Source organism: Leptospira haakeii, from assembly GCF_002812045.1.
GTDB classification, from domain to species: domain Bacteria; phylum Spirochaetota; class Leptospiria; order Leptospirales; family Leptospiraceae; genus Leptospira_B; species Leptospira_B haakeii.
The window spans coordinates 140,485-165,118 of record NZ_NPEG01000004.1 but is presented as its reverse complement, the minus strand read 5'-3'; the positions used below and the strand labels follow the sequence as shown (position 1 = coordinate 165,118).

Here is a 24,634-nt window from a genome sequence, read left to right as displayed (position 1 = left end):
CGAATGCTCATCACTGTTTGTAAAGGTAAAATCCATAGAGCCACCGTAACCGACGCCGACCTCAATTATGAGGGAAGCCTGACGGTAGATATGGATTTGGTAGATGCCGCTGGAATGTTTCCTTACGAAAAAGTTTCTGTTGTGAATGTAAACAATGGATCCAGATTCGAGACATATCTGATCGAAGGCAAAAGAGGTTCTGGAGAGATCTGTTTGAACGGAGCCGCTGCCCGTCTCGGAATGAAAGGAGACAAGGTAATTATCATTTCCTACGGCTCCTTGGAAGAAAAGGACCTGCCAAAAGGTTATAAACCACAAGTCGTTCTTGTAGACGACAAGAACCATATCAAAAAAGCCTAATCCCTTAGGCTTTTCTTAAACTTTTAATCCGCTGGACTAAATTTCCTATTTTAGATAGAGTCGATCCGTTCTCCTCCCGAGGCAGAATTCTTCTCATTTTTTTAAGGAAAAGGAGAAGGAACGGCTAAGTTTCGGGGCTTTTAAGTCGATATTCAATATGAAGAACCGTACTGGGACATTAAATCGCATGAAATCCGTCGCAAAATTTTCTTTTATCCTATTATTCTTAATTTTGGGAAATGGCATTTCCGGCCAAAACAATGCTGAGAAGGAAAGCAAAGGTTCCGAAGGTGTGGAATTTTATCCACTCGCGTATTACGATGATAGGCTCTTAGTCAAAGAAGTTTCCTTCTTCCGTAGACATGCAGATAACGGAAAAGGCGAGTTCATGGACGTAATGGTTGAACTCGAGAATAGAGACTTCGACGCGGCGAACTTCTCCATTTATATTTTAGCAGTAAACGAAACTCCTCTTTCTAGGGTAGATGATCGCAGAGAACTGGTTCCATTCCCTAAATGGAGACAATACGATTTGGAAGAAGAAACAAAAGTAGTAAACTTCCAGAACCTGGTTCCAGTAAAACTAGACAGTAAAAATGTTTGGGGAGAGAAAAAATACGGAGAAGTAAAGAAGAGCTATGATGAAAAGATCGCGAGAGGAGAAAAAGTAAAATTCCCTAACCCGAATCTGGATACTCTAGTTCATTATCTTACTAATAATCCTAAGGATGCACTTCCTATCGTTCTTTACGGAGAAGAAGGTCCTGCAAAAGACAAAGTTCTAATCAGTAATTTCGTGCCTCAAACTGCAGAAGATCTGCAAAAACAAAAGCATGATACTTTAAGCAAACATACTTATACAGTATACAATGCTAAGTATAAATCCACGATCTTCTCTCACCACTACACTGAGTATCGTCCTGGATATTTTACTTTTAACAAGGTTGTGGTTCTGATCTTCAATCCTCAAAAAGAGAAGAACAAACTAGTCTATCGTAAGATCATAGACATCAACGGGTTGAAATTGGTGAACTAAGACTTAAAGTCGCAGAATCAAGTCTGTATAATAAAAAAGGACCCGAAAAAGGGTCCTTTTTTTGTGCTCAGGGACTTTGACCGGACCCGGGTCGACGGTAACGATCTATACTGCCCGGAACGAATCTTGTGGTCCATTGTCCTCGGTCGATGTTTTTCTCCACCCAACCCTTGCCATGATCCCATCTTCCATCCGATATAAAATCGAAAAAGTAAGAGGAGTTCATATAACGGTAGGAGTCCATGATATCTAAGATATCTCGACTCTCCGAGTCCTCAGGAGCCTCTTCGAAGAAGAAGTTGCTATCCATTCGCCTCTACCATGAATCTTTCCATCCAAATGTCCATCTTTATTTAGCTAATGAGAAAATAATCTGGGAAGGTCTCATTCTAAGATTCGTTCCCTGATACTTTAGACTCCGGCTCCTCCCTGTTCCCCTCCCTTTGTTTGGAAATGGAATAGAGAAAAGGCAGAAATCCCTGGTTTTTTTCCGAATTGAACTCATGTCTCAAAAACTTGGATCGGGTCTTTCTATAGGATTGTTTGGTTTGCCTAAACTTCTCCGCCTCGTCCAAAAGCCCATCCAATCGATTTTCCAGAAAAAATCTAAGTTCTTCCTGTAAATCTTCTCCGATTTTTTCGGATCCTTGTTCTGAATTTTTTGGCTCCTTCTCCATTTCCGGCCCCCATATGATATTTTAGGTTTTCCCCGGACAAACAGGTGCCCAATCCGAAGAATGGAGCGCATTTTTTTTCTTGCGACAAGGGAGTTTAGACCCAAATTTGAGGGAATGCTAAATCCGACGGAACTCACTGAAACCCTTGTCTCAGGAAAAGATATCGAACTGGAATATAGATTTATTTCGGACGAGGACCACCAGCAGATCTATCTTCTGCTTCTTCAGGTTTTGGGAAACCTGGATAGGTTATTTCTCACAGAAGTAGTTTCTACCATTCTGAAAGAACTTTTGATGAACGCTAATAAGGCGAATGCCAAGAGGCTTTTCTTTCTTACAGAGGGACTGAACATCAACGAAACATCTCATTATAATAAAGGGATGAAACGTTTTCTGGAAGATATCATTCATAAATGGGATGAGCAGGAGAAGGTACTCAAAGGTTCTAATTTATCCGTTCGCCTTCGTGCAAAGATCATGAACCAGAACCTGATCTTTTTGATTGAAAACGATTCGGCACTCCTTCCTCAAGAATCGGAAAGGATCAAAGCAAGATTAGAATCCGCAAGTAAGTTTAACGATCTATCGGATGCATTTCTTTCCATGGCGGACAGCCAAGAGAGTGCCGGCCTTGGGCTTGTTCTCATACAGTTATTATTAAAAAACTCAGGAATAGGTTCTGATAAATTTAAGATAGAAACTGATGGTAAGATCACGAGAGCCACCTTAGTGATCCCTAAACAAATTGTTCCTTTGGATGTTGCCACTAAACTGAAGGACAGAATTTTGTCAGAAGTAGATGGTCTTCCTCCTCTTCCCCACACTCTTACACGGATCATAAACCTTTGTAATAATCCTGACTCAGATTTAGGTGTAATTGCAAACGAAATAGAAAGAAATCCAGCTATCAGTGCGGATCTTTTAAAACTTTCAAACTCAGCCGGTTTCGCGAGTAGGAATAAAGTAAATACGATCGTCCAAGCTGTTAAGGTTGTGGGACTGAAGAACGTCCGAAATCTTTTGTATGTCTCTGGTGTACGAAAGATCATGGAAGGAAGATATTCCAAACTACAAGAAGTATGGAATCATTCCAACCTCGCGAGCTTTTTCGCGAGACAGGTTTCTCAAAGAGCGGGACTCGGAAAACTTTCCGATATCGCAGCAGTCGGTGCCTTACTCCATGATTTAGGAAAATTCATTTTGCTTTCGTTGGATCCAACATTATTCAAACGTTTGGCATCTTATCAAAAGAATAGGGACCTATCCAATTCCACGATCCTTGAAGAAATTTCAACAGGTATTTCTCATCCGACCCTGGGAGCTATGCTCGCTAGAAAATGGGATTTCCCTCCGGACCTTGTTCATATGATCGAATTTCATCATAGAGCCTTCATGGCGACTAACACTATTTATACGGATTTAGTTGATTCCGTATACGTGGCAAATATGATGTGCGATTATCTGGATAAAAAGACCAGCTATTACGCAGCTGACTCGAGTATACTAAAGAAATTCCAGTTAGATGATAAGGCAAAGTTCGAAGAGACCTGCGAAAAATTAGCAAAGGCCTACGAGATCGCGAATGAAGAAAACTGAATCCAATAATCTACTCAATTTACACGGAATTAAGTTTTATAGATCCGGGACTCCTATTCTAGATGGGATCGATTTTCAAATCAATTCCGGAGAACATTGGGTTCTGTTAGGCCGTAATGGTGCAGGCAAAACTACACTTGTAAATTTGATCTATGGTTCTGTATGGCCTACAGCAGGTAGGATCAATCTTTTCGGAGAAACATTCGGCGAAACTCCTCTACAGATCTTGAGAAATAAGATTGGGATCTTGGATTCTTCCCAACAAGAAAGCGCACTCCAAAAAAGTCTTACTGTTTACGATGTGCTTCTTACCGGTTTTTTTCATACCATAGGCTTTTACAGGGAATCCAATGCCTGGGAAGAAAAAGAAGCGGAGCGAATTTTAGAGGAGAACGGTTTCGGAGCTAAAAGAAACCAGTTATTCCGCACCCTATCTTCCGGCGAAAAGAAAAAGATACTCTTCCTAAGAGCAATGTGCACTTCTCCTGAATTTGTGATCTTAGATGAGCCTTGTTCCGGATTAGATCTAACTGCAAGAGAAGAATTCATAGACTTCTTGGATGAATATAAGAAGAATCGAAACTTCACATCTATTTATATTACCCACAGGATCGACGAAATCCCTCCATTTTACGAACACGCGGCTCTTTTGAAATCTGGCAAAATTTTATTCTCAGGTGAGATCACAGAAGCGTTCACTTCTGCAAGACTTTCAGATCTATACGATCGTAAAGTAGAAGCGGAAAATAAAAATGGCACCTGGGTCGCTGTCACTGAAAGAAAATAATTAAATATATTCCGCGTAGTCGCATTGCGGAAAACGAGAACAGATATAATATTCCTTTTTCTTTGAGGACTTTTTCCTAACTCTCTCTCCCTCTTTACATACAGGGCAAATTCCGTATTTAGGGGTTTTTGGTTTTTCCTTTAGCTGTTTATTAATTGCAGTTACATTCGTTTTCTTTAATTGAGAATCCAAAATGGAATAGAATTCGGAAAGAACCTTGGACCTGCTTTCTTCTCCGGAAGCAATAGAGTCCAATTTTTGTTCCATTTCGGAAGTGAATTTTTCTCTGAATAGATCTGCAAATGCTGCCTGCAAGAATGCATTCACTTTTTCTCCCAGAGTCTCTGAATATAATTTTCCTTTTTCGGAGTATACGTATTTTCTTTTGTATAAAGTTTCCAGTATAGAAGCAAAAGTGGAAGGTCTACCAATTCCTTCTTTTTCCAATTTGGATACAAGACTTGCCTCAGTATATCTAGGAGGAGGTTCTGTGGTTTTTTCTTGGACCTCCCAAGGATCGGGAGTCAGGGTTTCTCCTTTTTTCCAATTGGGAAGAATGTCTGTGCTTACATTATAGATCTTTTTATAACCGGGATCGATAGTAAAAAGTTTTTCTCCTTCCCAAAGTTCTCCTCCTCCATTCGCAACAAACTCTAATCTTTTCCAAGTTTCCGGTTTCATTTGAGAAGCGATTGCTCGTTTCCAGATCAGTTCGTATAATTTTTTAGAATCCTTACTTAGATTACGATCTGCCACTTCGAATACAAAAGAAGGTTCTAAAAAAACATCAACTGGTCGGATTGCTTCGTGTGCATCCTGTGATTTTCCTTTCGTTTTTTTGAGCCTGTAAGTTTGGGATTTATCTGAAACGAATTCTTTTCCGAATTTAGAGGAGATCTTTTTACGGATTGAGTTTATTGTGTCTTCACCGATCCGGACCGAATCGGTTCTCATATAAGTGATCAGTCCTTGGGATTTTCCTTTTCCGAGATCCGTTCCCTCGTATAATTCCTGCGCAAGTTTCATTGTTTTGGATGCGGAAAATTTTAAAACTCTAAACGCTTCCTGTTGTAAACTAGCAGTGGTAAAAGGAGGCGGAGGTAATGTTTCTCCTAGCTTCTCCTTTTTTTCGGTGATCTGTAAAACTTTCGTTTTTCTTAATATAGAATCTAAAAATTCGGACGCTTCTTTTTGGGTAGTAAATGGGTCTTTTTTAGGATAAAAAATGATCCTTTCATTTTCTCCGGGTCCATAAAATACTGTAGCAGAGACAGTCCAGGTCGTTACTGGAATGAAGCTGCGTATCTCTTCTTCTCTTTCACAGATCCATTTCAGGGCGACTGATTGTACTCTTCCTGCGGACAAACCTTCTCCGCTTACTGCTCTCCATAAAAATGGGCTCACCTTGTATCCGATCAACCTATCTAAGATCCTTCTTGCTTTTTGAGAATCTACTAGGTCCAGATCGATCTCATCAGGTTCTGAGATTGCCTGTAAAATTTTGTCCTTCTGGATTTCTTGGAATCGAATTCGGGAGATCTTTGCCTTCTTCCCTAATTTTTGGGCAAGAATATATCCGATAAACTCTCCTTCTCTATCCGGGTCAGTCGCTATGAGTATGGAAGAATGAAACTTTGCTTCTTTTAAGATAGAAGATAGGATTTTCTTTTTACCTTTGAGAGGAACATACTCAGGTTCGAAATCTTTTTCAATTTTGATCCCGATACGATCCGGAGGAAGATCTAAAATATGCCCGAAGGTGGCGAGCACCTTATACTCTTTTCCTAAATAGGAAGAAATCGTTTTGACTTTGGTAGGAGATTCTACGAGTACTAGAACAGACATTTCGGAACGGACCGGAAATCCGGCCCTTCCGTATTTTTCTAATGTGGTCCTAACTCTTCAATCAAATATCCATTCGGATAAGTAGGGTTATTTCTTTTGGTCACGTAATAAGGAGTTTTTCTAGGCGGCCAAAAATATCGTAAGAAGAATGCTCTGAATTTAAAAATGGAATAAGTAAATACGGCAACGATCGGATTTGCTTTCGGAAATCCCATAGCCTCCCTAAGAGGTTTGTCCATAAGAGAATACACCGCATGATAGACTAAATATTCCAAACCGGGAATTTTAGGGATTCTAGCAGAAGCGATCTTCATTGTGGCAAGTGCTACCTGCTCCGAATCTTTAGTGCGATGGAATTTTTCCTTTTCGAAACGAAGATTGAACTCCAACATTTCTTCGTAAGTTTCCGGAATATTTTTGATATTCATCATTTTTCCGATCCGTTTCCAAAGATAGAAGTTGGCTAACCTTTCTTTTTCAGTGCTCTTTCTCCAGCCGAACTTTTGATTCCAACGATCCGGCTCGAATATAAAAGTTGTAAGTGTATATAAAAAATCTTCGTTCTTGATATCGTATTCTTTATGGATCTGGTTCAGCCTTCTCATGGCTTCTCTTCCTCTTTCGCTATCCAGTCCATTTTCTATAAATTCTGCCAGGATCAACGCGGTATCGTCGTATCTTTTCTGTCCTGCGGATTCGAATCGTTTGGTTGTATTTAATATTTTGGAAATAGAAGGAATTGCAAATGTCCTGAAGAAAGAAATAGCGAGCGAGATCTCCACATCCTGAGGGAAATCATAACTTCCAGAAAGAAATACGATCTTCTGCGCATCCTTCTCAGCATCTAATTCATTAATTTGTTTTAATATTCTCAAACGGTTGAACATTTGTTTACTTTTTCCTTTGATACCGAACTTTCTATTATATCACTTTTTCGCACAGATGTTCGATTAAATTCGAAACGCAAGTATTTTATTTGGATACTTTTATAACAAACAAAGAAGGCATAAAAAAATCCCGACGTTACCCGCCGGGATTTTCAGAAGATCAGATTTGATCTGGATCTTAGCCGTTAGAAGGAACTGGGAAAAGTCCTTCAATAGAAAGATATCTTTCTCCGGTGTCGTAATTGAATGTAAGAACTGTAGCTCCCTCAGGAAGTTCAGGAAGTTTTTTAGCAACCGCTGCAAGAGCCGCACCGGAAGATACTCCTAAGAAAATCCCTTCTTCTTTTGCTGCACGAAGTGCATATTGGAAAGCCTCGTCCTTAGAAACTTGGATCACTCCGTCTAGTAGATCAGTGTGTAAGTTTTTAGGAATGAATCCAGCTCCAATTCCTTGGATCGGGTGTGGTCCAGGTTTTCCTCCGGAAATTACTGGAGAAGCTTCCGGCTCAACTGCGAATACCTTAGTTTTAGGGAACTTCTCCTTTAAAACTTTAGCAACTCCAGTGATATGTCCACCTGTTCCTACTCCTGTGATAAGAGCGTCCACTCCGTTAGGGAAATCTTTTAAGATCTCTGCTGCAGTAGTTTCAATGTGTACTTGAATGTTTGCTTCGTTCTCGAACTGTTGAGGCATCCAAGCTTTTGGATTTTCAGAAACCAGTTGTTTTGCTCTTTCGATTGCTCCAGGCATTCCTTTTTCACGAGGAGTTAAGTCGAATTCAGCGCCATAAGCAGCCATAATTCTTCTTCTTTCAACACTCATAGACTCAGGCATTACAAGGATCAAACGGTATCCTTTTACTGCTGCAACAAGAGCTAAACCGATACCGGTGTTTCCGGAAGTCGGTTCGATGATTACTGTATCCTTAGTGAGTTTTCCGCTTTTTTCAGCGTCCTCGATCATAGAAAGCGCGATACGATCCTTGATAGAACCGCCTGGATTGCTACGCTCTAATTTAGAATATACATTGTATTTGGATCCAAAGAGTCGGTTGATTTTTACATGTGGAGTATTACCGATCGTCTCTAAGATATTATTTGCTTTCATTAGGAATTCCTACCTCTGCAGCTGGATTTTTGTGAACTTGTCAATATATTAAACATCTTTTTCAATATATCAAATGCGATCAATGAAAAAAGATCAAAACTGTCTGGATATTTCTAAGAAGATCTAAACTTCTTTCAAGACAATTCCGGAGAGAAAGGCTTCTGTTTCCGGTCCAAAGGAAAGTCCTAACCCTTTATAAACAGCATAAATACTGGAAATATGCACGTTTGAATCACCAGGTGTGGCAGCATATCCTCTCACTTCTTTTCCATTCACTTCCAAAGCAGAAAGAGGGAATACTGCATGAGAGAAAATTCTACCGTATAATCCCCTATCTCTTCCGGAAGAGAAGATCGAATTTGTGGAAACAAGCTCAGTGCTACTTAAGAATGGATCATTATTGATCTTAGAAACCAACCAGTCTTTACTAATTTCTCTTTTTAAGCGGAGATGAAAACGGATCAAGTGCATATAGGGAGAATTGATCGTTACGGAAGAAGATCCCAATTTGATCTTAAATCCAAGATCTGAATATACCTCGTTCAATAATCTACCATGATGGGTACCTGTCTCAGATTCAGGAAGAACAAGTAAAGGCCCTGTTACGTGAGGATCATTTTTTGCCATGTCCGCATCTCTACGGATCACAAAAAAATCAGCCTCTTCCAATATATTTGTTAACTCTTGCGGTTTTTCCGAGTAGAAGGGTCTAAGTATTCCGGCTAACGTATGGGTATTACATGTAGAAACATGTATAAATTTAGGAGGATTTTTTTCCAAAAGTGGAGCACTTTCCGGATACAGGAACTGAGGCCCGAAAGAATGTTCACTTCCTTGGGCGATAAAAATTTTTATCTGCTCGTAAATTGATTCGGAATATTCAGATTTTCTTTTATCTGCTACTCCAGGCGGAGAAGAATCACAAACCACCTGAGACTGGGATAATGCATCCTCTTTCGAGATCCATTCCGGAAAAAAATTCCGAACCCCGTTCGAACCATCGTCTACTATAATCCCACCTTTTTCGAGTAGGGAGAGTATCTGAGGTATTTCCGATTTTTGTAATTTATACGGTTCTACAAATACTTGGAAACCGCCAAATTTATTCTTTAATAATAATAACAAAGAAGCCAGAGGCCAACCTATGACCCCTGTACCTCTTAGATATACTCCCGGAATTTTTGTTTCGCCCACATAGTAAAGTATTCAGCATATTCCTTAAACGTATAGGAAAATTTTGAAAAATTAAACTATGCTAATCCTATAGGAAAAATCATCCAGATAATTGTTCTTATAGGAAACGTAATTTGCAGCGGTTCTCTCGATCAGATTCCTTTCTTCTTCCGTAATATCTCTTACGATCTTTGCAGGAGATCCCATCACCATTGCCCCTGGTGGGATAATCTTTCCCGGGGTCACCATAGCACCTGCGGCCACAAAGGAATATTCACCTAGCTCCACCCCATCCATGATGATCGCACCCATTCCAACGAATGAATTACTTTTGAGCTTACATCCGTGAAGAACAGCCCGATGGCCCACGGAAACATTGTCTCCAATTTCAACAGGATGGGTGTTTCTGGAAACATGGACAACCGTCATGTCCTGTATGTTTACATTATCCCCGATACGAATATAATTCACATCTCCCCGTATCAATGTTTGGAACCAGATAGAGGAATCTTTTCCGATCACTACATCCCCTACGACCAAAGAACCCGGAGCTAAGAATACTCCGTCTTTGAAGATAGGACGTTTACCCATGTATTCTAATATATTTCCGGACAGATTTACTTCTTGCATATATTTTCCCTCAATCGCGGTTCAATTCTAAGGCTTTTCAAAAAGAGAACAAGTGCAAAATTTTCAAACTTTTCTTTACAATAAAAATTTCTATAAAAACATTCTCGCAATATATGAATTTTTTAAGAAAGAATGGAATCTGGCTCTTTGCTATTTTACTGATCGGAGCCGTTTTTTCTAGCGTAAATTATCTAAAGCCAAAATATTCATTTAATTGGGACTCACATAATAAATTAGTCCAATCCTATTCTTTACTTCAAAATAAGTTCCAATCCGAAGAACTATTTTATCCGGGAAAGGAATTCGATCCTGACTATAAATATTTTCCAGCTCAGGATAACGTTTTTTTAAAATTAGATCAAAGACATTTAAGCGCTTTCCCAGTTTTTTTTGCTGCAATTTCCTCTTTATGGCTCTGGGTTTTCGGATTTTCTGCTCTTCCCTATTTAAGTGCGATCGGATTGTTATTTTCCCTATTGCTTCTTTATAAGAAATGGAAATTCTCTAAGTTCTCATTGGCAATTGCGGGATTAGGAACATTCGCCTGGATCTTAAGTGTAGAATATTCCGAGCATAGCTTTTTTATGCTTTCCGCCTTATGCGCTCTCACATTCGCCTTAAGAGGAAAAAACTCTTCGGTGAAATTTATCTTATCCGGGATCTTTTGCGGAATCTCTGTTTGGTTCAGGCATGAAGGTTTAGTTTACTGCGCGTCTCTTGCATTCTGGATCCTTTTTGCCGGAAACAAAAAAGGATCATTCAAACAATCCATTTCCGAATTCCTATTTTTCAGTTTGGGAGCAGGGATTTCAGTCGGAGTTTTCTTTTTATTTAATTTTATAGACTATGGGCATGTTCTCGGACCCAGATTCCTAATTAATGAATCCGGCCTGAATGTTTCTTATACAACTAGATTAGAATGGGCTAAGACCTTATTATTTTTCGGAACATTTAAATTAGGATATTTCGGGTATATGCCCGCAGCTCTACTTCTTTTTCCCATTTTAATTGTAGGTTGGAAAAATTTATCTTCCAGAAACAGAATCCTCTTAGGATCCACGTTAAGTTATATATTTTTAGTTTTACTTATTATTCCGAACGATGGGTTTAATAATTGGGGACCTAGATTTTTCGGACCTGCCGTATTTCCTTTTGCTATCTTATTCTCTAAATATTATTATTTCCTAAAGAAGAGAAAAAAGCTTAATTTTATCCGCATTCTATTTTTGGCATGTATACTATTCTCTTTCCTATGCGGTTTAATCGGTTTAAAATATGTGAAAGAAGGACGCAAACAACAGGAAACGAATAATTTAGCTTTGCATTCTACAAATTCCGAAATCTGGATTTTTTCGGATGATTCTCTGGCATATATTGCTGGCTCTGATTATTTTAATAAAATAATTTTCAGGGTCTATTTAGCGGAAGACTTACCCAAATTTTTATCCGATCTTTCCAAATTTTATCCCGGCAAAAAGGTAGCATTGATCCAAGCAAACGATAAAATTTTCGGAGAAAAAGTAAAAAATACGATCAAAGAAAATACCAAATTTGCATACGGGATCGGCAAGATGATCTGGGAAAAAGAATCCTTTGAATCAGCAGTACATTCTAACCTGGATAACCGGGAAGAATTAGCTAAAGCAAGTTTGAAATTTAGTATTGGAAATTTAAAACTTAGATAAGGATATAAAATATAGTAGAGCCAAAATCTATTTTGACCTTTTGGAACTACATTCTTACCTTAGCCTATAATGTTCTCATTTAAGAAAGAGTTTGGAGAGAAGGAGAAAAAATTTGATCGAAAAAAATTCGTTCAGATCTTCTCCATCTCCGCTATAGTCGGATTTTTATTGGCGACTGCACTTCGGATCTGGTTTATATTTCCATTCGTTCCGGAAACAGAAGAAATGTCTCCTGCTCTTCCCAAAGGAAAAAGAATTTATATCTCCCGATTCGTTCGAGACTCTTCTTTGTTTTTAGGTGATGTGGTCCTGGTTGCACATCCGACACAAAAAGGTAAAGTAGCCCTGGTCCGTATTATGGGAAAATCAGGGGATCAAATCTCTATAAAGGATAAGGTTCTTTATAGGAACGGAATCTCCGAGGCCCAGGATAAATCTGACTTCTCCTTACAATTCAAAGACGCAAGACCCGCCTTTTCCGGAACGTATTCTAACCGGGACAATCTTTCTAACCTAACTATAGAAGATCGAAATTACTTTCTCCTATGCGATAATCGGGATGATTGTGTGGATTCCAGGGATTTCGGCCCTTTACCTTTCGAAAAGATCATAGGCAAGGTATTCTAAGCTCCTGCCTCCTTTTATCATTAGAATCCATCCTAAAATTCACGAAAAAACGGATTTTCAGGATGGTTTTGTTCTAAAAACATGTATTTGAAGAGCTTACGGCTCCTGTTTTATCAAATAACATTAAGGAAATAAAGGGAAGAAAATGACAAGAATCGCTATCAACGGTTTTGGCCGAATCGGTCGCTTGGTATTCCGTTCCGGGATCAAAGACCCAAATATTGAATTTGTAGCAATTAACGACCTAGTAACTCCGGACAACCTAGGATATCTTTTAAAATACGATTCTACTCATGGACGTTTTAACGGGACCGTGGAGCATACTGAAGACGCACTTATCGTAGACGGCAAAAAAGTTCTTTGTGTATCCGAAAGGGATCCTGAAAAACTCCCCTGGAAAGATCTGAAAGTGGACTATGTGATCGAATCTACCGGTTTATTCACTGATAGAGTCGGCGCTGAAAAACATATCAAAGCCGGAGCTAAAAAAGTAGTGATCTCTGCTCCAGCAAAAGATAAGGACATCCCTACTTTCGTTATGGGAGTGAATAACGAGAAATACGATCCAAGCAAGGATCATGTTGTTTCTAACGCTTCCTGTACTACTAACTGTCTTGCTCCAATTACTAAAGTGGTCCTGGACAATTTCGGAATCGAAGAAGGTCTTATGACCACTATCCACGCTACTACCGCTACTCAACCTACTGTTGACGGTCCTTCTAAAAAAGACTGGAGAGGCGGAAGAGGAGCGATGCAAAACATCATTCCAGCTTCTACCGGTGCTGCAAAAGCGGTTGGTCTTTGTATTCCTGAAGTAAACGGAAAACTAACTGGTATGTCTTTCAGAGTTCCGACTCCGGATGTTTCCGTTGTGGACTTAACTGTTAGGACTACTAAAGAAACCAGCCTAAAAGAAATTTCTGCAAAAATGAAAGAAGCTTCTGAAGGTGCAATGAAAGGTATCCTAGGTTATACGGACGAGATGGTTGTTTCTAACGACTTCTTAAGTTCTACCCTTTCTTCTATCTTTGACGCGGATGCTTGTATCGAGTTGAATTCCAGATTCTTTAAACTGGTTTCCTGGTATGATAACGAGATGGGTTACTCTAACAGAGTTCTAGACCTGATCCGTTATATGGCTAAAAAAGGTTAATCGATGCAATTACCCAGACTCGAAAACGAGGACGTCAAGGGGAAACGAGTTTTTCTGAGGGTCGATTTTAACGTCCCTCTGGATAACGGAAAAGTTTCCGACAAGACAAGAATTGAAAAGACCCTTCCTACCATTGAATTATTGGTAAAAAAAGGTGCCAGGGTGGTGATCGCAAGTCACCTTGGCCGCCCAAAAGGTAAACCGGATCCTCAGTATTCTATGGAACCTGTTTACGAAGTTTTTAAAGGTTTAGTTAAAACTTCCGTAATATTCTCCAAAGACGTAATCGGAGAGAATGCGGTAAAACTTTCCAAAGAGCTTAAAGATGGAGAAATCCTGGTTCTGGAAAATTTACGTTTTCATAAAGAAGAAGAGGAGAACGCTCCGGCATTCGCCAAAAGTCTGGCAGCTCTCGCTGACGTTTATGTAAACGATGCATTCGGCGCGGCTCATAGAGCTCATGCTTCTACGGAAGGAATTGCACATCTTCTACCTTCTTTTGCAGGTTTGTTGATGTATAAAGAGATCACCGAACTTTCTTCCCTTCTTTCCCGTCCAGCAAAACCTTTCGTTGCTATCATCGGAGGTTCCAAGGTCTCTTCTAAGATCAGTGTGATCAAAAACCTGATCGAAAAAGTGGATCATATCTTGATCGGCGGAGGAATGGCTTATACATTCTTGAAATCCAGAGCAATTCCGGTAGGAAACTCCCTTATTGAAAAAGATTTCGAAGTGGAAGCTTTCCAACTGATAGAAAGAGCCGGAGTCGCGGGTGTGGATTTCCAACTTCCTGTTGATCATGTGATCGGTGATAAATTCTCTGCTGATGCAAAAACCAAAACCGTAGACAAGATGGGAATTTTAGACGGTTGGATGGGAATGGATATCGGCCCTAAGACGATCGCAAATTACGAAAAAGTAATTAAGAATGCGGCGACCATCGTTTGGAACGGTCCTATGGGAGTTTTCGAATTCGATAAATTCGCACCAGGAACCATGGCGATCGCAAAAGCGGTTTCCAAGTCCAAAGCCAGAACTGTAGTAGGTGGAGGAGATTCCATCGCGGCTATCAATAAGGCTAAGGTGGAAGATAAGATCACTCATGTTTCTACTGGAGGAGGAGCCTCCTTAGAATTTTTAGAAGGTAAAAAACTCCCTGGAGTTGTTGCTCTTCTAAATCAATAATCTAACGACAAAGGAAATATATATGCGCCCTAAAATTATCGCCGGTAACTGGAAAATGAATCTTTCCGAAAAGGAAGCATTGGCACTCGCAAGCGGCCTAAAGGAAAAGTCTTCTTCTCTTCCCGATAATAAAAAGGCGGTTGTATTTCCTTCTTCTATTCATCTGGCCGCAGTTGCTCGAATATTAGAAAATTCGAAAATTGCGGTCGGTGCGCAGAATATCTACCCTGCTCCTCTCACTGCTATGACCGGTGAAACCGGACCTGACCAACTTTCAGAACTAGGAATCAAATTTGCACTCGTAGGCCACTCCGAAAGAAGACAATTCTTGGGAGAAACAAGCGTATTCTGTAACCAAAAGATCTCTTATCTTACAAAACATGGTTTTACCGCTGTGTATTGTGTGGGAGAAACTTTGGCTGAAAGAGAATCTGGAAATACTTTCGAGGTTCTGAAAAAACAGATCCAAGAAGGTTTAGGTTCTATTGAAAGCGACCAGTTCTCTCGTATCTGGGTAGCTTACGAACCTGTTTGGGCGATCGGAACCGGTAAAGTAGCAACTCCTGCTCAAGCACAAGAAGCCCATGCATTTATCAGAAAAGAAATTTCCGGATTATTCCAAAATGGGAAAACAATCGCGGATGTGACACCTATCCTTTATGGCGGCTCGGTAAAAGCCGATAACGTGAAGGAACTACTATCCCAAGCGGATATCGATGGAGGGCTCGTAGGCGGGGCCAGCCAGAAGCTGGAAAGTTTCTTAGCTTTATTCTAATCTTATTCCTACCGTCATAGAGTCGTTTAAGGAAACTACTAAACGGCTTGTCAGCCTAGGGCTTGGCGGTAGTTTGGATTTAAAGCGGATTATTTCGCCAAAAAACATACCTTTTTACCTTTAGGAATTCGACTCATGGGCTTTATCACCGGAACCATCCTTGTTCTTTTCGTTTTCGTCAGTCTATTTCTGATCCTTCTTGTCATGATCCAAACAGGCAAAGGAGGAATGGGTGGAGTTCTTGGTGGAGGAGCAAGCCAATCCGTTTTTGGTTCTTCTACTGCGGATGTTTTGACTAAAGCAACCAGAGTTGCTGGACTTCTTTTTTTGGCTCTGTCTCTGATTCTTTCTTTCCTTTTTGCGAAGACTAGCGGATACAATACCACTCCAACACCTGAGATCCTTCCTCCACCTGCTGCGGAAGAGGCCCAGGGCAACCAAGGAGGGACAAATGCCCAAGAATCCGCGCCTACTAACGCACCAAACACAGCAGCTCCGGAGCAACCTAAGCCTTAATTTTTATTCCTCTTCGAAGGCGGCTTTTCAGGCCGTCTTCGTTCTGATCCTTCTTCTTTCCTCTCTCTCCATAAATTCTCAAAGCCAGGATGGGACAAAATCCCAGAACAATTCCACCTCTTCTTCTACCCAAATGTTGAACCAGCGTATCTTACGTGCTTATGAAAGCCTAAGTGTCGCAAGAGAACTTTTGAAATTCGAAAGAATGGAAGCTTTGCCAATCGGAACGTTGGTGACTTGGGTGGGAAATTATCCAAACCGCAAAGGAGTAAAGATCACTAAGTTCTCGGTAACCCAATCTACTACTCCTGGCGGGATAGAAAAAGCGGAAGAGAAGTCCATTCTACTGGAATTTAACGGATCCACTCTTTCAAAGGTGGTTTCTGAAATTAAAACCGCAAATTATTCTGCAGAAGACACCATCATGATCCGGATGACGGACACCACTCCTTTGGATAATAATGTGGATGATCTGGTTATTTATGCGGATAAGAACGGTAAAGAGGCGGAATATCCTCTGAATTACCTACCTGATGAGGGGGTAAACCGGGATAGATCCGAGTTTAAGAAAGAATTTTACTTAAAGCTGATCGAGGATTTTTTCGTGCATGTTCTAAGGCTCCAAGAAATGCAGTCTCAACATTCTTCCAGAAATCAAAAAAAATTACTGCAAAGTTATAAAGAATCCCTAGAATATTGATCCGGATGTCATCCCTAATGGAAAACCTCCACGAAAGAGCGGAGGAACTCCAAGCTATTTTGGACGGAATCACTGAGCCCCTAGTTTTAATAGACTCGGGCTTCAGGGTTCGTCGTGTAAACAAGGCCACTCTTGAATTTTCGAGTGAGCCTGACTTCCCTTCTACACTGGGCAGAAAATGTTACGAGGTTCTGTACAATCGTTCTGCAGTTTGCCCTTACTGTCCGATGAAGGATCATCATGAAAATGAACCAGACTTCGATGCTCAATTTGAAGGAAAGGGAGAAGTTGGACGTGAGATATTTCACGTAGCCAACGACCAAAAAGAAACCTTATACTTGGATTTTTTCCCGATTCGTAAAGACGGAAGTATTGTCTCCATAGTGGAGAAGATCAGCAATATCACTCGTATCAAAGAAAAAGAAGAAGAGAACCTTAGAATACGTAACCTCGCTTCTCTCGGTATTTTTATTTCAGGTGTGGCTCATGAGTTGAATAACCCACTTACAGGTATGAGCCTCACTCTTCAAAACCTGATGAATAATTTATCCAGCATGGATCCGACTTTTTTCCGTAAAAGATTGGAGATGATCAAAGAAGATCTTACACGTGCTGCGATGATCGTTTTGGATGTAATCAGTTTTGCTAAACCGGATAAGTTAGTTACTACCACCGCTGACATTCATGAAACCATAATGAAAGCAAAGGACTCAGTGACTTGGGTTTATCCTGTTCTTTCTAAAAATACAGAATGGGAAATTTTAAGTGAACCTGGTATGACCTTCCAATTTAATCCCGTCAAAATGGAGAGGTTGTTTATTAATCTTTTCAAAAACTCTCTACAAGCTTACGATTATGGAGAAGGTAAGATTAAAGTAGAAGTCAGACGCACTCGTAATATGATGCATATTTTCGTGGAAGATACCGCAGGAGGAATTCCTGAAGATATGCTGGATAAAATTTTTTCTCCATTCTTTTCCAAAAACAAGTCAGGGATCGGAACCGGCCTCGGACTTTCTATCTGCCATTCCATCGTAAGAGAACATTCGGGAGAGTTAACTGTTCGTTCTTATGATAGAAGGACCAGATTTAAAATTTCTCTTCCATTAGTACAACCAAAAGGAAACTAAATTGTCCAATCATCGTATCTTAGTAGTAGAAGATATACACTCCATCCGGGAGGCGGTAAAAGATATCCTGGTCAGAGATTACGAAGTTTTCGATGCAGAAAATTACGATGAAGCAGTCAAAATTCTTTCTAATGAGCATGTGGACCTAGTTATCACCGATATTCGTATGCCCGGAAAATCAGGATTGGATCTGATCAAGACAATTCAAAAGGAATATCCCTCAGTCCAGTATTCCTTGATGACTGCTTACAATATTAACGATTACATAAATTTCGCCTACCAACATGATATCTGGAATATCATTCCTAAGTATTCCTTCTTAGATATTAACCTGATCACTGTGATGGTTAAAAAACTCCTCTATAAAGATATTTTCGGAGTAGAAAAATATTTCGGCCCAGACTTCAAGATTTTAGAAAGTGAGGGAGAAGAAGTTTTCTTAGTTCCTCCTGAGAATGGGATCGTATTTCGTAAGATCAGCTCCGACAAGGATCGAAATTATATCTGTAATCGTGTAGGCTCATTTTTGATCGAAAAAGGAGCTCCTAATGCAGTTCATCAAATTTTAGAAGAGCTTACTTCCAACGCGATGATCCGGGCTCCAAGGGACTCTAAGGGAAATTCTAAATATCAGTATGAACTTCCTTCTAGAGATCTTCTAGTTCCATTAGAACATATACAACTTGCAGAAACCGATTATTTTGAGATTGGTTATGGGATTGCGGAGAATTCTTATATTGTAGTAGTTCGAGATCATTTCGGTTCTTTGAACAAAAAAGAAATTTTGAAACGTTTAGACAGACATATCACTGTGGATAGCCCTACTGGCCTTCCTGCTGGTCTTGCGGATTCTCATGGACGTGGTCTGTATATTTGTAGAGAGATCTCCGACCAGTTGATATTTAATATTGAGAAGGACACAAGAACTGAAATTATCGCGTTGTTAGATAAGCAAACCAATAAAGGTTATAAATCGCTTTCTATTTACGAGGTTTGATTTTTTCGCACAGAGTTCACTGAGGACATGGAGTTTTATAATACAGAGTGCTTCAAAGAGTAATGCGTATTCTATTAAAATTCCTGTAAACTTAATTCAAAGATAAAATCTCCATCGCGTAGAAGTTCCTACAAATCCGACTTATACTCGGTGTTCTCCGTGGACTCTGTGCGAACTGAAACTTATCTTTCCAGTTCCCTATAAAGAACGATATCGTTTCCGCCTTCTAAGAAAGCCTCTCCGTTACGACCGGAAGAATAAAAACGAAACGGTTTCTCTCCGGTGCGGATCTTTTCTTCTTTTAGGATATAACCCTCTTCATCTAAGAAGAATAAATTTCCTTCCCATTCGCCAGCAAACCAAGTTCCGGAATTGAATACGGTTTGGTAAACTGCCTGCGCTTTAGTTCGATTTTTTTCGAAGATCACTTTTCCGGATTTGGAATATAAGGTCAGTTTATCGGAGAAACCAGCAAGCACTCCACCGTTATCTGAGACGGCGAGATTTACTTTATAAGGGATCACTCTGCCAAGATTCCATTCTTCCGATTCGGATCCGTCTCTGTCATATACTCGGATAAAGTCTCTATTGTTTTTCAAAAAATGAACTGCGATTTTCTGTCCGTTAGCAGAGACGGAAAGACTTTTTGCAAATACAGGTTCCTTCTCCCCTAATTTAGCCTCGAAAAGTTTTTCTCCCTTTCCATCTAAAAGGAATAATTCTCCGCCAGAAAATAGGACTGCAGTTTCTCCATTAGAAATTCCTTTTGGAGCAAAGGAGATGTCGGTCAAAAATCTACCGTCCAATTTTTTAGCACCTAAAGAGTTTCCGTTAATATCGGAAACTAAAACTTGGTTATTGTCTCCGGATAAAAATAGAACTAGATTTCCATCTGGATGTATCCTAGGGTAACTTTTATAATCCTTGGTCCAAAGTAGTTCTCCTGCTTCTGAAAAAAACTCCACGGAACTTCCGATCTTTTTGTAAGCCAAATATCCCTTGGCCCTGAGTGGGTATTCTATCCGAAGTGAATCGTCTGTCGGAATGGATTCTCCCCAAGGGATTCTAATATAGGAAGTTTTCGTTTTGTATCCGTTGATCGTTCTTTCCGGATCAAAATCACTGCGAGGATCGGGAAAACTAGCAAGCTTAGATTCCTTATTCCAGTACCAGGTTTTTTGTATGGTTCTTGCTGACTCGTATGGATTCCCTAAAAAATAATAAAATCCGATAAAGAATACTAAACTTAGGGTCAAAATCCTAGAGATCATACGAGTTTCCTCAATCGATTATACATTAGATAAAGAGAAGTTGCGGCCACCACTTCTCGGAAAAGCTCTCTCTTAAAAGGTAGAAAGAGTTCCTTCACTTCCGTTTTTTCGCCCCTGATATGGGTTCCTATAAATACAGTCCCGATTTTTTTTGTAGGAGTTCCACCTCCGGGGCCCGCGATACCGGTAATGCTAATCGCAAGGTCCGTTCCGAGAAGTTTTGCTCCATTATCCGCCATCTCTATTGCGGTTTCTTCACTTACTGCACCGTGAGCTTCTAGGGTTTCTTTTTTGACCCCAACAATATTTTCTTTGATCAGGTTGGAATAACTGACCACAGATCCTAAAAAATACTCAGAAGAACCTGCTCGATCGGTAAGTATTTTTGCAGCGAGTCCACCAGTACAACTTTCAATCGTTCCTAAGGTAAGTTTTCTCTCGGAAAGAAGTTTAGGAAATTCTTCGAATAAGTCCCCTGTACAAAGTCCGCGATATTTTTCTTTAGTCTTTTGGATCAATTCTTCTACTAAATTTTTGTCTTCGGATTGATAAGTAACTCGGATAAATCCTTTTTTAGCAGCCACTCCCCAAACTGCTTTACCGTTCTTTAATTCCTCAATCCCCTCTATAAATTCCTGCTGGAATAAGGACTCACTCATTCCCCATATAAATAAAAAATCTGAGTATAGTTCTCCCGACTGGAATTGTTTCTGGATAAGAGGAACTAATTCCTCTTTGAACATGGTCACCATTTCGGAAGGGACACCAGGCATACAAGCCAGGTAAGCGCCTGGTTGGAGTTCCGACCAGAACCCAGGAGCAATTCCGACAGAATTATTCAAAACGGTAGAATTAGATGGAATAGAAACCTGTCTTAATGCTGTGGTCAATGCCTCTTGGAATCCTTTGCCACGAAGCCTATACAATGCTTGTAGCCTATCATGAGCTTTTTCATTCAACACAGGTTTAGAAGAAGTGAGTTCACATACAACTTCTAGAGTATAATCATCCTCAGTAGGTCCAAGACCGCCTGTCATCACAAGAAGGACTGGATTTTCTTTGGAAGCCCCGGAAGCTAAATTTTTTAGCTCATCTCGGATCAGTTTAGGATCATCAGGCAATACCAGGAATTTTTGAGTAGAATACCCAAACCCAAAAAGTTCATTAGCGATCCAGGAAGAATTTGTGTCTTGGCTTCTTCCCGCAGTCAGTTCTGAACCTGTGGAAATGACTGTGACTCGAGGCGGATTCACTCTTCTTTCTCCAATCTTTCCGGGGCAGAAACGCCAAGCAATGCCAGACCTTCTGCGAGTACTACACGAACTGCCTGGCAAATTCTCGCGAGTCCCAATCTTGTAGACTCATCCGAATCCTTTAGTCTATTATTTTTAGCTATATAGAATTGAGTGAATGCTCTTGCAAGATTTTGAAGATAATTTGCGATCCTATGAGGTTCCAAAGTCGCTGCTGCATCCAAAACTTCTTCCGGAAAACGAGAGATCCAAAAAAGAAGTCTTTTTCTCTCTTCTGTCATTTCAAGATTTTCTAATGCTTTTGGATCAGAGTTAGTGCCAACTTCTCTAAAGATGGAACAAACCCTCGCATGAGCATATTGGAGATAGAATACTGGATTCTTGTCAGATTCATCCTTTGCTAGATCCAGATCGAAATCGAGAGGAGAATCCAAAGATCTCATTGTGAAAAAATAACGAGCTACGTCTTTTGCATGTTTTCCCAAATAACCCAGAAGATCTTCCATCGTCTGGAATTCTCCTGCACGTTTACTCATCTTCATCTTCTGGCCAGCCATAAGAAGATTGACTTGTTGAGCGATAATCACTTGGAAATTTTCTTTAGGATAACCTAATGCTTGGACAGCACCTGCAAGTCTTGCGATATATCCATGATGGTCCGGTCCCCAGATATCTATGATCTTTTCATAACCTCTGGAAATTTTATCATTATGATAAGCTATATCTGCGAGAAGGTATGTAGGACGTCCATCATCCCGAACCACAACACGATTTTTATCGTCTCCGTAATCTTCGGATTTAAAGATCTGTTTACCTTCTTCTTCGAAAATTTTGCCGGATTTTTTTAAGTTTTCAAGCACTCCTAAAACTTTTCCGGATTCGTGAAGTGTTGTTTCGGAAAAAAATCTATCAAAACCTACACCGAATAGATCCAAATCTTTCTTTTGCCAGATCAAATTGGATTCCACTGTCCAACGGGAACATTTTTCTGCGAGAGCGGAATATTCCTTTTTTTCGAGATGGGACTTGATCTCTTTTTCAGTATGGCGATTTTCTAATAGTTGTTTTGCGATGATATTGAGGTAATCTCCCCTATACCCTTCCGCAGGGATCACATTTTGATTGAGTAAATCTTCGATAGATCTTCCGTCTTCTGCATTTTCTTGGACAGAAGAAGTTTCTCCCAAAGTTTCCCGGATACGTACCATTGTGGAAACTCCAAGTAAAAACACCTGGTTTCCATAATCGTTTACATAAAATTCCTTATCTACCGAATGACCGACAGCTTTGAGTAGATTTGCAAATGCTTCTCCGGTAGCTGCAGCCCTTGCCGATACTATATTTAAAGGTCCGGTCGGATTCGCGCTTACGAATTCCAAATTTATTTTTTTAGGATTTTCTAATTTAGGAAATAGTTCTTTTTTCTGGACAGTGTTTTCCAGGAATCGGATCAGGAAAGAAGGAGAGATCCGAAAATTCACAAAACCAGGAGGAGTAAAATCCACCTTCTCAAATAGATCCGTTTTAACTTGCAGGTAACTCACAAGAAGAGCTGCAGAATCCAAAGGTTTTTTGCACAGGAGTTTAGAATTTTCCAAAGCAAAAGAAGTAGAATAATCTCCGAAGGATTCTTCTCTGGAATATTCTATTCGGATCCGTAAATCAGCGAAGGAAACGTTAGGCGCTTCTTTTTCGCAATAGAGTTTTACTCCTTCCTTTAAAGCTTCTAAAACGAGTTGTTTAAGAGTTTCCGTTTCTTTCATTCTGAATTTTGTAGTAGTTCCTATTTTTTAAGGGAGTTATCATCCCAATCCGGAAACAGACGTTTGTTTCCGATCAGTTTCCAACTTTTATCCAGGGCCCCAAGGACCAGATTTTTCTCCCTCAGGATACATTCAAGATATTGGCATCTGGAGGACTCAATTATTACGGGGCGAGGTGGAATGTCCTTCTTACCCCATCTTTCTTGAAGAATGATCAAGAAAATCAGACCTACAGTGTAGATAAATAAAAATGCTGTTTTAAAAAGTTTATCCAAGATTTTCCCCTAAGGATTCGTACAACATAGGTTCCGATTTGAGTCTTTTTCCTAGAAGAGGTTTTAAGGCCCGGTTGCTTAAGCTATCCGCCTCCTTCAGGAGTTCAAGGGAAATCTTTTTGTCTTTCAGGTCCCTGTATCTCAATGCAAGGCAATCTTGGACAAATAATACGAGTCCATACTTGTCCGGTTTAGGATTTCCACAATCCCCACAGACTATTTCGAAATGAGTTTCATCCAAACTACAGGCTTGGATCTCTGAAAGATTTTTTCCACAGCTTGCGCATTCCATTTCCTTGGATAAAAATCCACCCACATATAATAACTTCAGTTTGAAAAAAGGTAAAAATACCGGTTTGTAACCGTCTTCATCCAATTCCTTTAAAGCACCCAGAAGAAGTTTATATTCCATCGGATGAGAACCACCTTCCGTCAAAAACGAAGAAACAAGTTCCACCAAATAGGAGACTAAAACTGTTCCTGAATATCCGGTCTTCGCCTTGTCGAATCTTCTGATTAACCCGATCTCTTTTACGTTAAACGTTTCTCTTCCTTGGGTATAATAATAATCTAATACAGTAAGAGATCCGGGTTCCACTGCTGCGATAGGTCTTGTTTTACTTTTTTTGATCCCCTTAACCCGAAAACTTCCCACTTCTCCTTCTTCCGGCAGAAGTCGTAAAAATGCATCACCTTCCGGAAGGATGCGGCTTTCCATCACGATTCCAGTGGTTTTTTTTAAGGCCCCAGGACCAGATCCAGACATAGATCCTCCTTCTCCTTCATTAGAGCCTCGTCTTCTTCTCCTCGTTCATGATCGTAACCGATTAAATGTAAAAAACCATGCACGAATAATCTGAAAAATTCGTCTTCTTCGCTATGGCCTATACTCTTTGCTTGGGCCTTACATGTATCCCAAGAGATCACAATTTCTCCTAAACTCAGGATAGGTCCGAAGTTTTCTTTTTTGTTAGGGGGAAGTTCCCAAGGGATCAAATCAAAACTTAAAGGAAAGGAAAGAACATCGGTCGCATAATCTTTTCCTCTTCTAACTCGATTCAATTCCTGAATGGATTCGTCATCAGTTAAAACCAAAGACAAATGAGTATTTACATTAGGAAAAGAGAATGTACTTAAAATTTTCCACCGAGATCCCAGAGAAGATTCGGAAAGCCAAGAAGGAAGAGAATTCGGATCGAAATCCG

The 24,634-nt window shown here is 40.0% G+C and carries 26 protein-coding genes; 13 read left to right on the top strand and 13 right to left on the bottom strand.

Annotation, left to right across the window (positions count from 1 at the left end; genetic code table 11):
• Positions 1 to 3 precede the first annotated feature (3 nt).
• Both panD and CH377_RS09670 read left to right on the top strand, forming a co-directional pair.
• Positions 4 to 360 (top strand): aspartate 1-decarboxylase, encoded by a 357-nt coding sequence (gene panD / locus CH377_RS09675; RefSeq protein WP_008592788.1) that lies wholly within the window; start codon positions 4 to 6, stop codon positions 358 to 360.
• Positions 361 to 547: 187 nt separating this feature from the next.
• Positions 548 to 1,396 (top strand): hypothetical protein, encoded by an 849-nt coding sequence (locus CH377_RS09670; RefSeq protein WP_100723598.1) that lies wholly within the window; start codon positions 548 to 550, stop codon positions 1,394 to 1,396.
• Between the two features lie 67 nt (positions 1,397 to 1,463).
• On the opposite strand, the gene CH377_RS09665 is transcribed toward CH377_RS09670, so the two are convergent.
• Together CH377_RS09665 and CH377_RS09660 are read right to left on the bottom strand one after the other, a co-directional pair.
• Complete coding sequence (locus CH377_RS09665; protein ID WP_100709534.1) at positions 1,464 to 1,706, bottom strand: hypothetical protein; 243 nt, start codon at positions 1,704 to 1,706, stop codon at positions 1,464 to 1,466.
• Between the two features lie 79 nt (positions 1,707 to 1,785).
• Complete coding sequence (locus tag CH377_RS09660) at positions 1,786 to 2,073, bottom strand: hypothetical protein (RefSeq protein ID WP_100723597.1); 288 nt, start codon at positions 2,071 to 2,073, stop codon at positions 1,786 to 1,788.
• A 114-nt stretch (positions 2,074 to 2,187) separates the two neighbouring features.
• Between CH377_RS09660 and CH377_RS09655 the strand changes: the two genes are divergently transcribed.
• Positions 2,188 to 3,669, top strand: a complete 1,482-nt coding sequence (locus tag CH377_RS09655) for an HDOD domain-containing protein (protein ID WP_100723596.1) — start codon at positions 2,188 to 2,190, stop codon at positions 3,667 to 3,669.
• Positions 3,656 to 4,456: an ABC transporter ATP-binding protein gene (locus tag CH377_RS09650; RefSeq protein WP_100723595.1), complete on the top strand. Its 801-nt coding sequence runs from the start codon at positions 3,656 to 3,658 to the stop codon at positions 4,454 to 4,456. The genes CH377_RS09655 and CH377_RS09650 overlap by 14 nt, the downstream gene beginning before the upstream one ends.
• Here CH377_RS09650 and topA read toward each other — a convergent pair whose 3' ends face one another.
• The 5 genes from topA to CH377_RS09625 form a co-directional block, all read right to left on the bottom strand.
• On the bottom strand, positions 4,457 to 6,301 hold the full coding sequence (gene topA, locus CH377_RS09645) for a type I DNA topoisomerase (RefSeq protein WP_100723594.1): 1,845 nt from the start codon (positions 6,299 to 6,301) through the stop codon (positions 4,457 to 4,459).
• A 38-nt stretch (positions 6,302 to 6,339) separates the two neighbouring features.
• Positions 6,340 to 7,188 (bottom strand): oxygenase MpaB family protein, encoded by an 849-nt coding sequence (locus CH377_RS09640; protein WP_100723593.1) that lies wholly within the window; start codon positions 7,186 to 7,188, stop codon positions 6,340 to 6,342.
• A 178-nt stretch (positions 7,189 to 7,366) separates the two neighbouring features.
• Positions 7,367 to 8,296 carry a cysteine synthase A gene (cysK, locus tag CH377_RS09635; RefSeq protein ID WP_100723592.1) on the bottom strand — a complete coding sequence of 310 codons (930 nt, stop codon included), beginning with the start codon at positions 8,294 to 8,296 and terminating at the stop codon, positions 7,367 to 7,369.
• A gap of 123 nt (positions 8,297 to 8,419) precedes the next feature.
• On the bottom strand, positions 8,420 to 9,490 hold the full coding sequence (locus tag CH377_RS09630; protein WP_100723591.1) for a hypothetical protein: 1,071 nt from the start codon (positions 9,488 to 9,490) through the stop codon (positions 8,420 to 8,422).
• 51 nt (positions 9,491 to 9,541) lie between these two features.
• Positions 9,542 to 10,099 (bottom strand): gamma carbonic anhydrase family protein, encoded by a 558-nt coding sequence (locus CH377_RS09625; RefSeq protein WP_100723590.1) that lies wholly within the window; start codon positions 10,097 to 10,099, stop codon positions 9,542 to 9,544.
• 113 nt (positions 10,100 to 10,212) lie between these two features.
• On the opposite strand from CH377_RS09625, the gene CH377_RS09620 reads away from it, so the two are divergent.
• The 9 genes from CH377_RS09620 (at position 10,213) to CH377_RS09580 (ending at position 18,867) form a co-directional block, all read left to right on the top strand.
• Positions 10,213 to 11,784, top strand: a complete 1,572-nt coding sequence (locus CH377_RS09620) for an LA_3751/LA_3752 family putative glycosyltransferase (protein WP_100723589.1) — start codon at positions 10,213 to 10,215, stop codon at positions 11,782 to 11,784.
• 69 nt (positions 11,785 to 11,853) lie between these two features.
• Positions 11,854 to 12,411 (top strand): signal peptidase I, encoded by a 558-nt coding sequence (gene lepB, locus CH377_RS09615; protein ID WP_100723588.1) that lies wholly within the window; start codon positions 11,854 to 11,856, stop codon positions 12,409 to 12,411.
• A gap of 145 nt (positions 12,412 to 12,556) precedes the next feature.
• A complete protein-coding gene (gap, locus tag CH377_RS09610) occupies positions 12,557 to 13,564 on the top strand; it encodes a type I glyceraldehyde-3-phosphate dehydrogenase (RefSeq protein WP_100709523.1) in 1,008 nt (335 codons plus the stop codon).
• Positions 13,565 to 13,567: 3 nt separating this feature from the next.
• On the top strand, positions 13,568 to 14,749 hold the full coding sequence (locus tag CH377_RS09605; protein ID WP_100723587.1) for a phosphoglycerate kinase: 1,182 nt from the start codon (positions 13,568 to 13,570) through the stop codon (positions 14,747 to 14,749).
• A 22-nt stretch (positions 14,750 to 14,771) separates the two neighbouring features.
• On the top strand, positions 14,772 to 15,524 hold the full coding sequence (tpiA, locus tag CH377_RS09600; protein WP_100723586.1) for a triose-phosphate isomerase: 753 nt from the start codon (positions 14,772 to 14,774) through the stop codon (positions 15,522 to 15,524).
• A gap of 135 nt (positions 15,525 to 15,659) precedes the next feature.
• Positions 15,660 to 16,040: a preprotein translocase subunit SecG gene (gene secG, locus CH377_RS09595; protein WP_100723585.1), complete on the top strand. Its 381-nt coding sequence runs from the start codon at positions 15,660 to 15,662 to the stop codon at positions 16,038 to 16,040.
• The gene (lenA, locus tag CH377_RS09590; protein ID WP_243401982.1) at positions 15,976 to 16,740 is read left to right on the top strand and encodes an endostatin-like outer membrane lipoprotein LenA; all 765 of its coding nucleotides are present in this window, start codon (positions 15,976 to 15,978) and stop codon (positions 16,738 to 16,740) included. The genes secG and lenA overlap by 65 nt, the downstream gene beginning before the upstream one ends.
• 5 nt (positions 16,741 to 16,745) lie before the next feature.
• Entirely contained in the window at positions 16,746 to 17,870 is a 1,125-nt protein-coding gene (locus CH377_RS09585; RefSeq protein WP_100723584.1) for an LIC_12097 family sensor histidine kinase, read from the top strand.
• Between the two features lies 1 nt (position 17,871).
• The gene (locus CH377_RS09580) at positions 17,872 to 18,867 is read left to right on the top strand and encodes a response regulator transcription factor (protein ID WP_100723583.1); all 996 of its coding nucleotides are present in this window, start codon (positions 17,872 to 17,874) and stop codon (positions 18,865 to 18,867) included.
• A gap of 182 nt (positions 18,868 to 19,049) precedes the next feature.
• On the opposite strand, the gene CH377_RS09575 is transcribed toward CH377_RS09580, so the two are convergent.
• Genes CH377_RS09575 through ybeY form a run of 6 tightly spaced genes read right to left on the bottom strand, consistent with a single transcriptional unit; the run spans position 19,050 to position 24,587 of the window.
• The gene (locus CH377_RS09575) at positions 19,050 to 20,138 is read right to left on the bottom strand and encodes a TolB-like translocation protein (protein WP_100723582.1); all 1,089 of its coding nucleotides are present in this window, start codon (positions 20,136 to 20,138) and stop codon (positions 19,050 to 19,052) included.
• Complete coding sequence (locus tag CH377_RS09570; protein ID WP_100723581.1) at positions 20,135 to 21,391, bottom strand: CinA family nicotinamide mononucleotide deamidase-related protein; 1,257 nt, start codon at positions 21,389 to 21,391, stop codon at positions 20,135 to 20,137. The genes CH377_RS09575 and CH377_RS09570 overlap by 4 nt, the downstream gene beginning before the upstream one ends.
• Positions 21,388 to 23,154: an arginine--tRNA ligase gene (gene argS, locus CH377_RS09565; RefSeq protein ID WP_100723580.1), complete on the bottom strand. Its 1,767-nt coding sequence runs from the start codon at positions 23,152 to 23,154 to the stop codon at positions 21,388 to 21,390. Before argS ends, CH377_RS09570 begins: the two co-directional genes overlap by 4 nt.
• A gap of 20 nt (positions 23,155 to 23,174) precedes the next feature.
• Positions 23,175 to 23,429 carry a hypothetical protein gene (locus CH377_RS09560; RefSeq protein ID WP_100723579.1) on the bottom strand — a complete coding sequence of 85 codons (255 nt, stop codon included), beginning with the start codon at positions 23,427 to 23,429 and terminating at the stop codon, positions 23,175 to 23,177.
• On the bottom strand, positions 23,422 to 24,195 hold the full coding sequence (gene recO / locus CH377_RS09555) for a DNA repair protein RecO (protein ID WP_100723578.1): 774 nt from the start codon (positions 24,193 to 24,195) through the stop codon (positions 23,422 to 23,424). The genes CH377_RS09560 and recO overlap by 8 nt, the downstream gene beginning before the upstream one ends.
• Positions 24,168 to 24,587, bottom strand: a complete 420-nt coding sequence (gene ybeY, locus CH377_RS09550; protein ID WP_423789918.1) for an rRNA maturation RNase YbeY — start codon at positions 24,585 to 24,587, stop codon at positions 24,168 to 24,170. The genes recO and ybeY overlap by 28 nt, the downstream gene beginning before the upstream one ends.
• Between the last annotated feature and the right edge of the window lie 47 nt (positions 24,588 to 24,634).

Coding starts and splice junctions, on each gene's coding strand:
- panD (WP_008592788.1), top strand. CDS start 4: ATGCTCATCACTGTTTGTAAAGGTAAAATCCATAGAGCCACCGTAACC.
- CH377_RS09620 (WP_100723589.1), top strand. CDS start 10,213: ATGAATTTTTTAAGAAAGAATGGAATCTGGCTCTTTGCTATTTTACTG.
- CH377_RS09625 (WP_100723590.1), bottom strand. CDS start 10,099: ATGCAAGAAGTAAATCTGTCCGGAAATATATTAGAATACATGGGTAAA.
- gap (WP_100709523.1), top strand. CDS start 12,557: ATGACAAGAATCGCTATCAACGGTTTTGGCCGAATCGGTCGCTTGGTA.
- cysK (WP_100723592.1), bottom strand. CDS start 8,296: ATGAAAGCAAATAATATCTTAGAGACGATCGGTAATACTCCACATGTA.
- recO (WP_100723578.1), bottom strand. CDS start 24,195: ATGTCTGGATCTGGTCCTGGGGCCTTAAAAAAAACCACTGGAATCGTG.
- argS (WP_100723580.1), bottom strand. CDS start 23,154: ATGAAAGAAACGGAAACTCTTAAACAACTCGTTTTAGAAGCTTTAAAG.
- CH377_RS09605 (WP_100723587.1), top strand. CDS start 13,568: ATGCAATTACCCAGACTCGAAAACGAGGACGTCAAGGGGAAACGAGTT.
- secG (WP_100723585.1), top strand. CDS start 15,660: ATGGGCTTTATCACCGGAACCATCCTTGTTCTTTTCGTTTTCGTCAGT.
- CH377_RS09665 (WP_100709534.1), bottom strand. CDS start 1,706: ATGGATAGCAACTTCTTCTTCGAAGAGGCTCCTGAGGACTCGGAGAGT.
- CH377_RS09650 (WP_100723595.1), top strand. CDS start 3,656: ATGAAGAAAACTGAATCCAATAATCTACTCAATTTACACGGAATTAAG.
- tpiA (WP_100723586.1), top strand. CDS start 14,772: ATGCGCCCTAAAATTATCGCCGGTAACTGGAAAATGAATCTTTCCGAA.
- CH377_RS09655 (WP_100723596.1), top strand. CDS start 2,188: ATGCTAAATCCGACGGAACTCACTGAAACCCTTGTCTCAGGAAAAGAT.
- CH377_RS09585 (WP_100723584.1), top strand. CDS start 16,746: ATGTCATCCCTAATGGAAAACCTCCACGAAAGAGCGGAGGAACTCCAA.
- lenA (WP_243401982.1), top strand. CDS start 15,976: ATGCCCAAGAATCCGCGCCTACTAACGCACCAAACACAGCAGCTCCGG.
- CH377_RS09575 (WP_100723582.1), bottom strand. CDS start 20,138: ATGATCTCTAGGATTTTGACCCTAAGTTTAGTATTCTTTATCGGATTT.
- CH377_RS09640 (WP_100723593.1), bottom strand. CDS start 7,188: ATGTTCAACCGTTTGAGAATATTAAAACAAATTAATGAATTAGATGCT.
- lepB (WP_100723588.1), top strand. CDS start 11,854: ATGTTCTCATTTAAGAAAGAGTTTGGAGAGAAGGAGAAAAAATTTGAT.
- topA (WP_100723594.1), bottom strand. CDS start 6,301: ATGTCTGTTCTAGTACTCGTAGAATCTCCTACCAAAGTCAAAACGATT.
- CH377_RS09660 (WP_100723597.1), bottom strand. CDS start 2,073: ATGGAGAAGGAGCCAAAAAATTCAGAACAAGGATCCGAAAAAATCGGA.
- CH377_RS09670 (WP_100723598.1), top strand. CDS start 548: ATGAAATCCGTCGCAAAATTTTCTTTTATCCTATTATTCTTAATTTTG.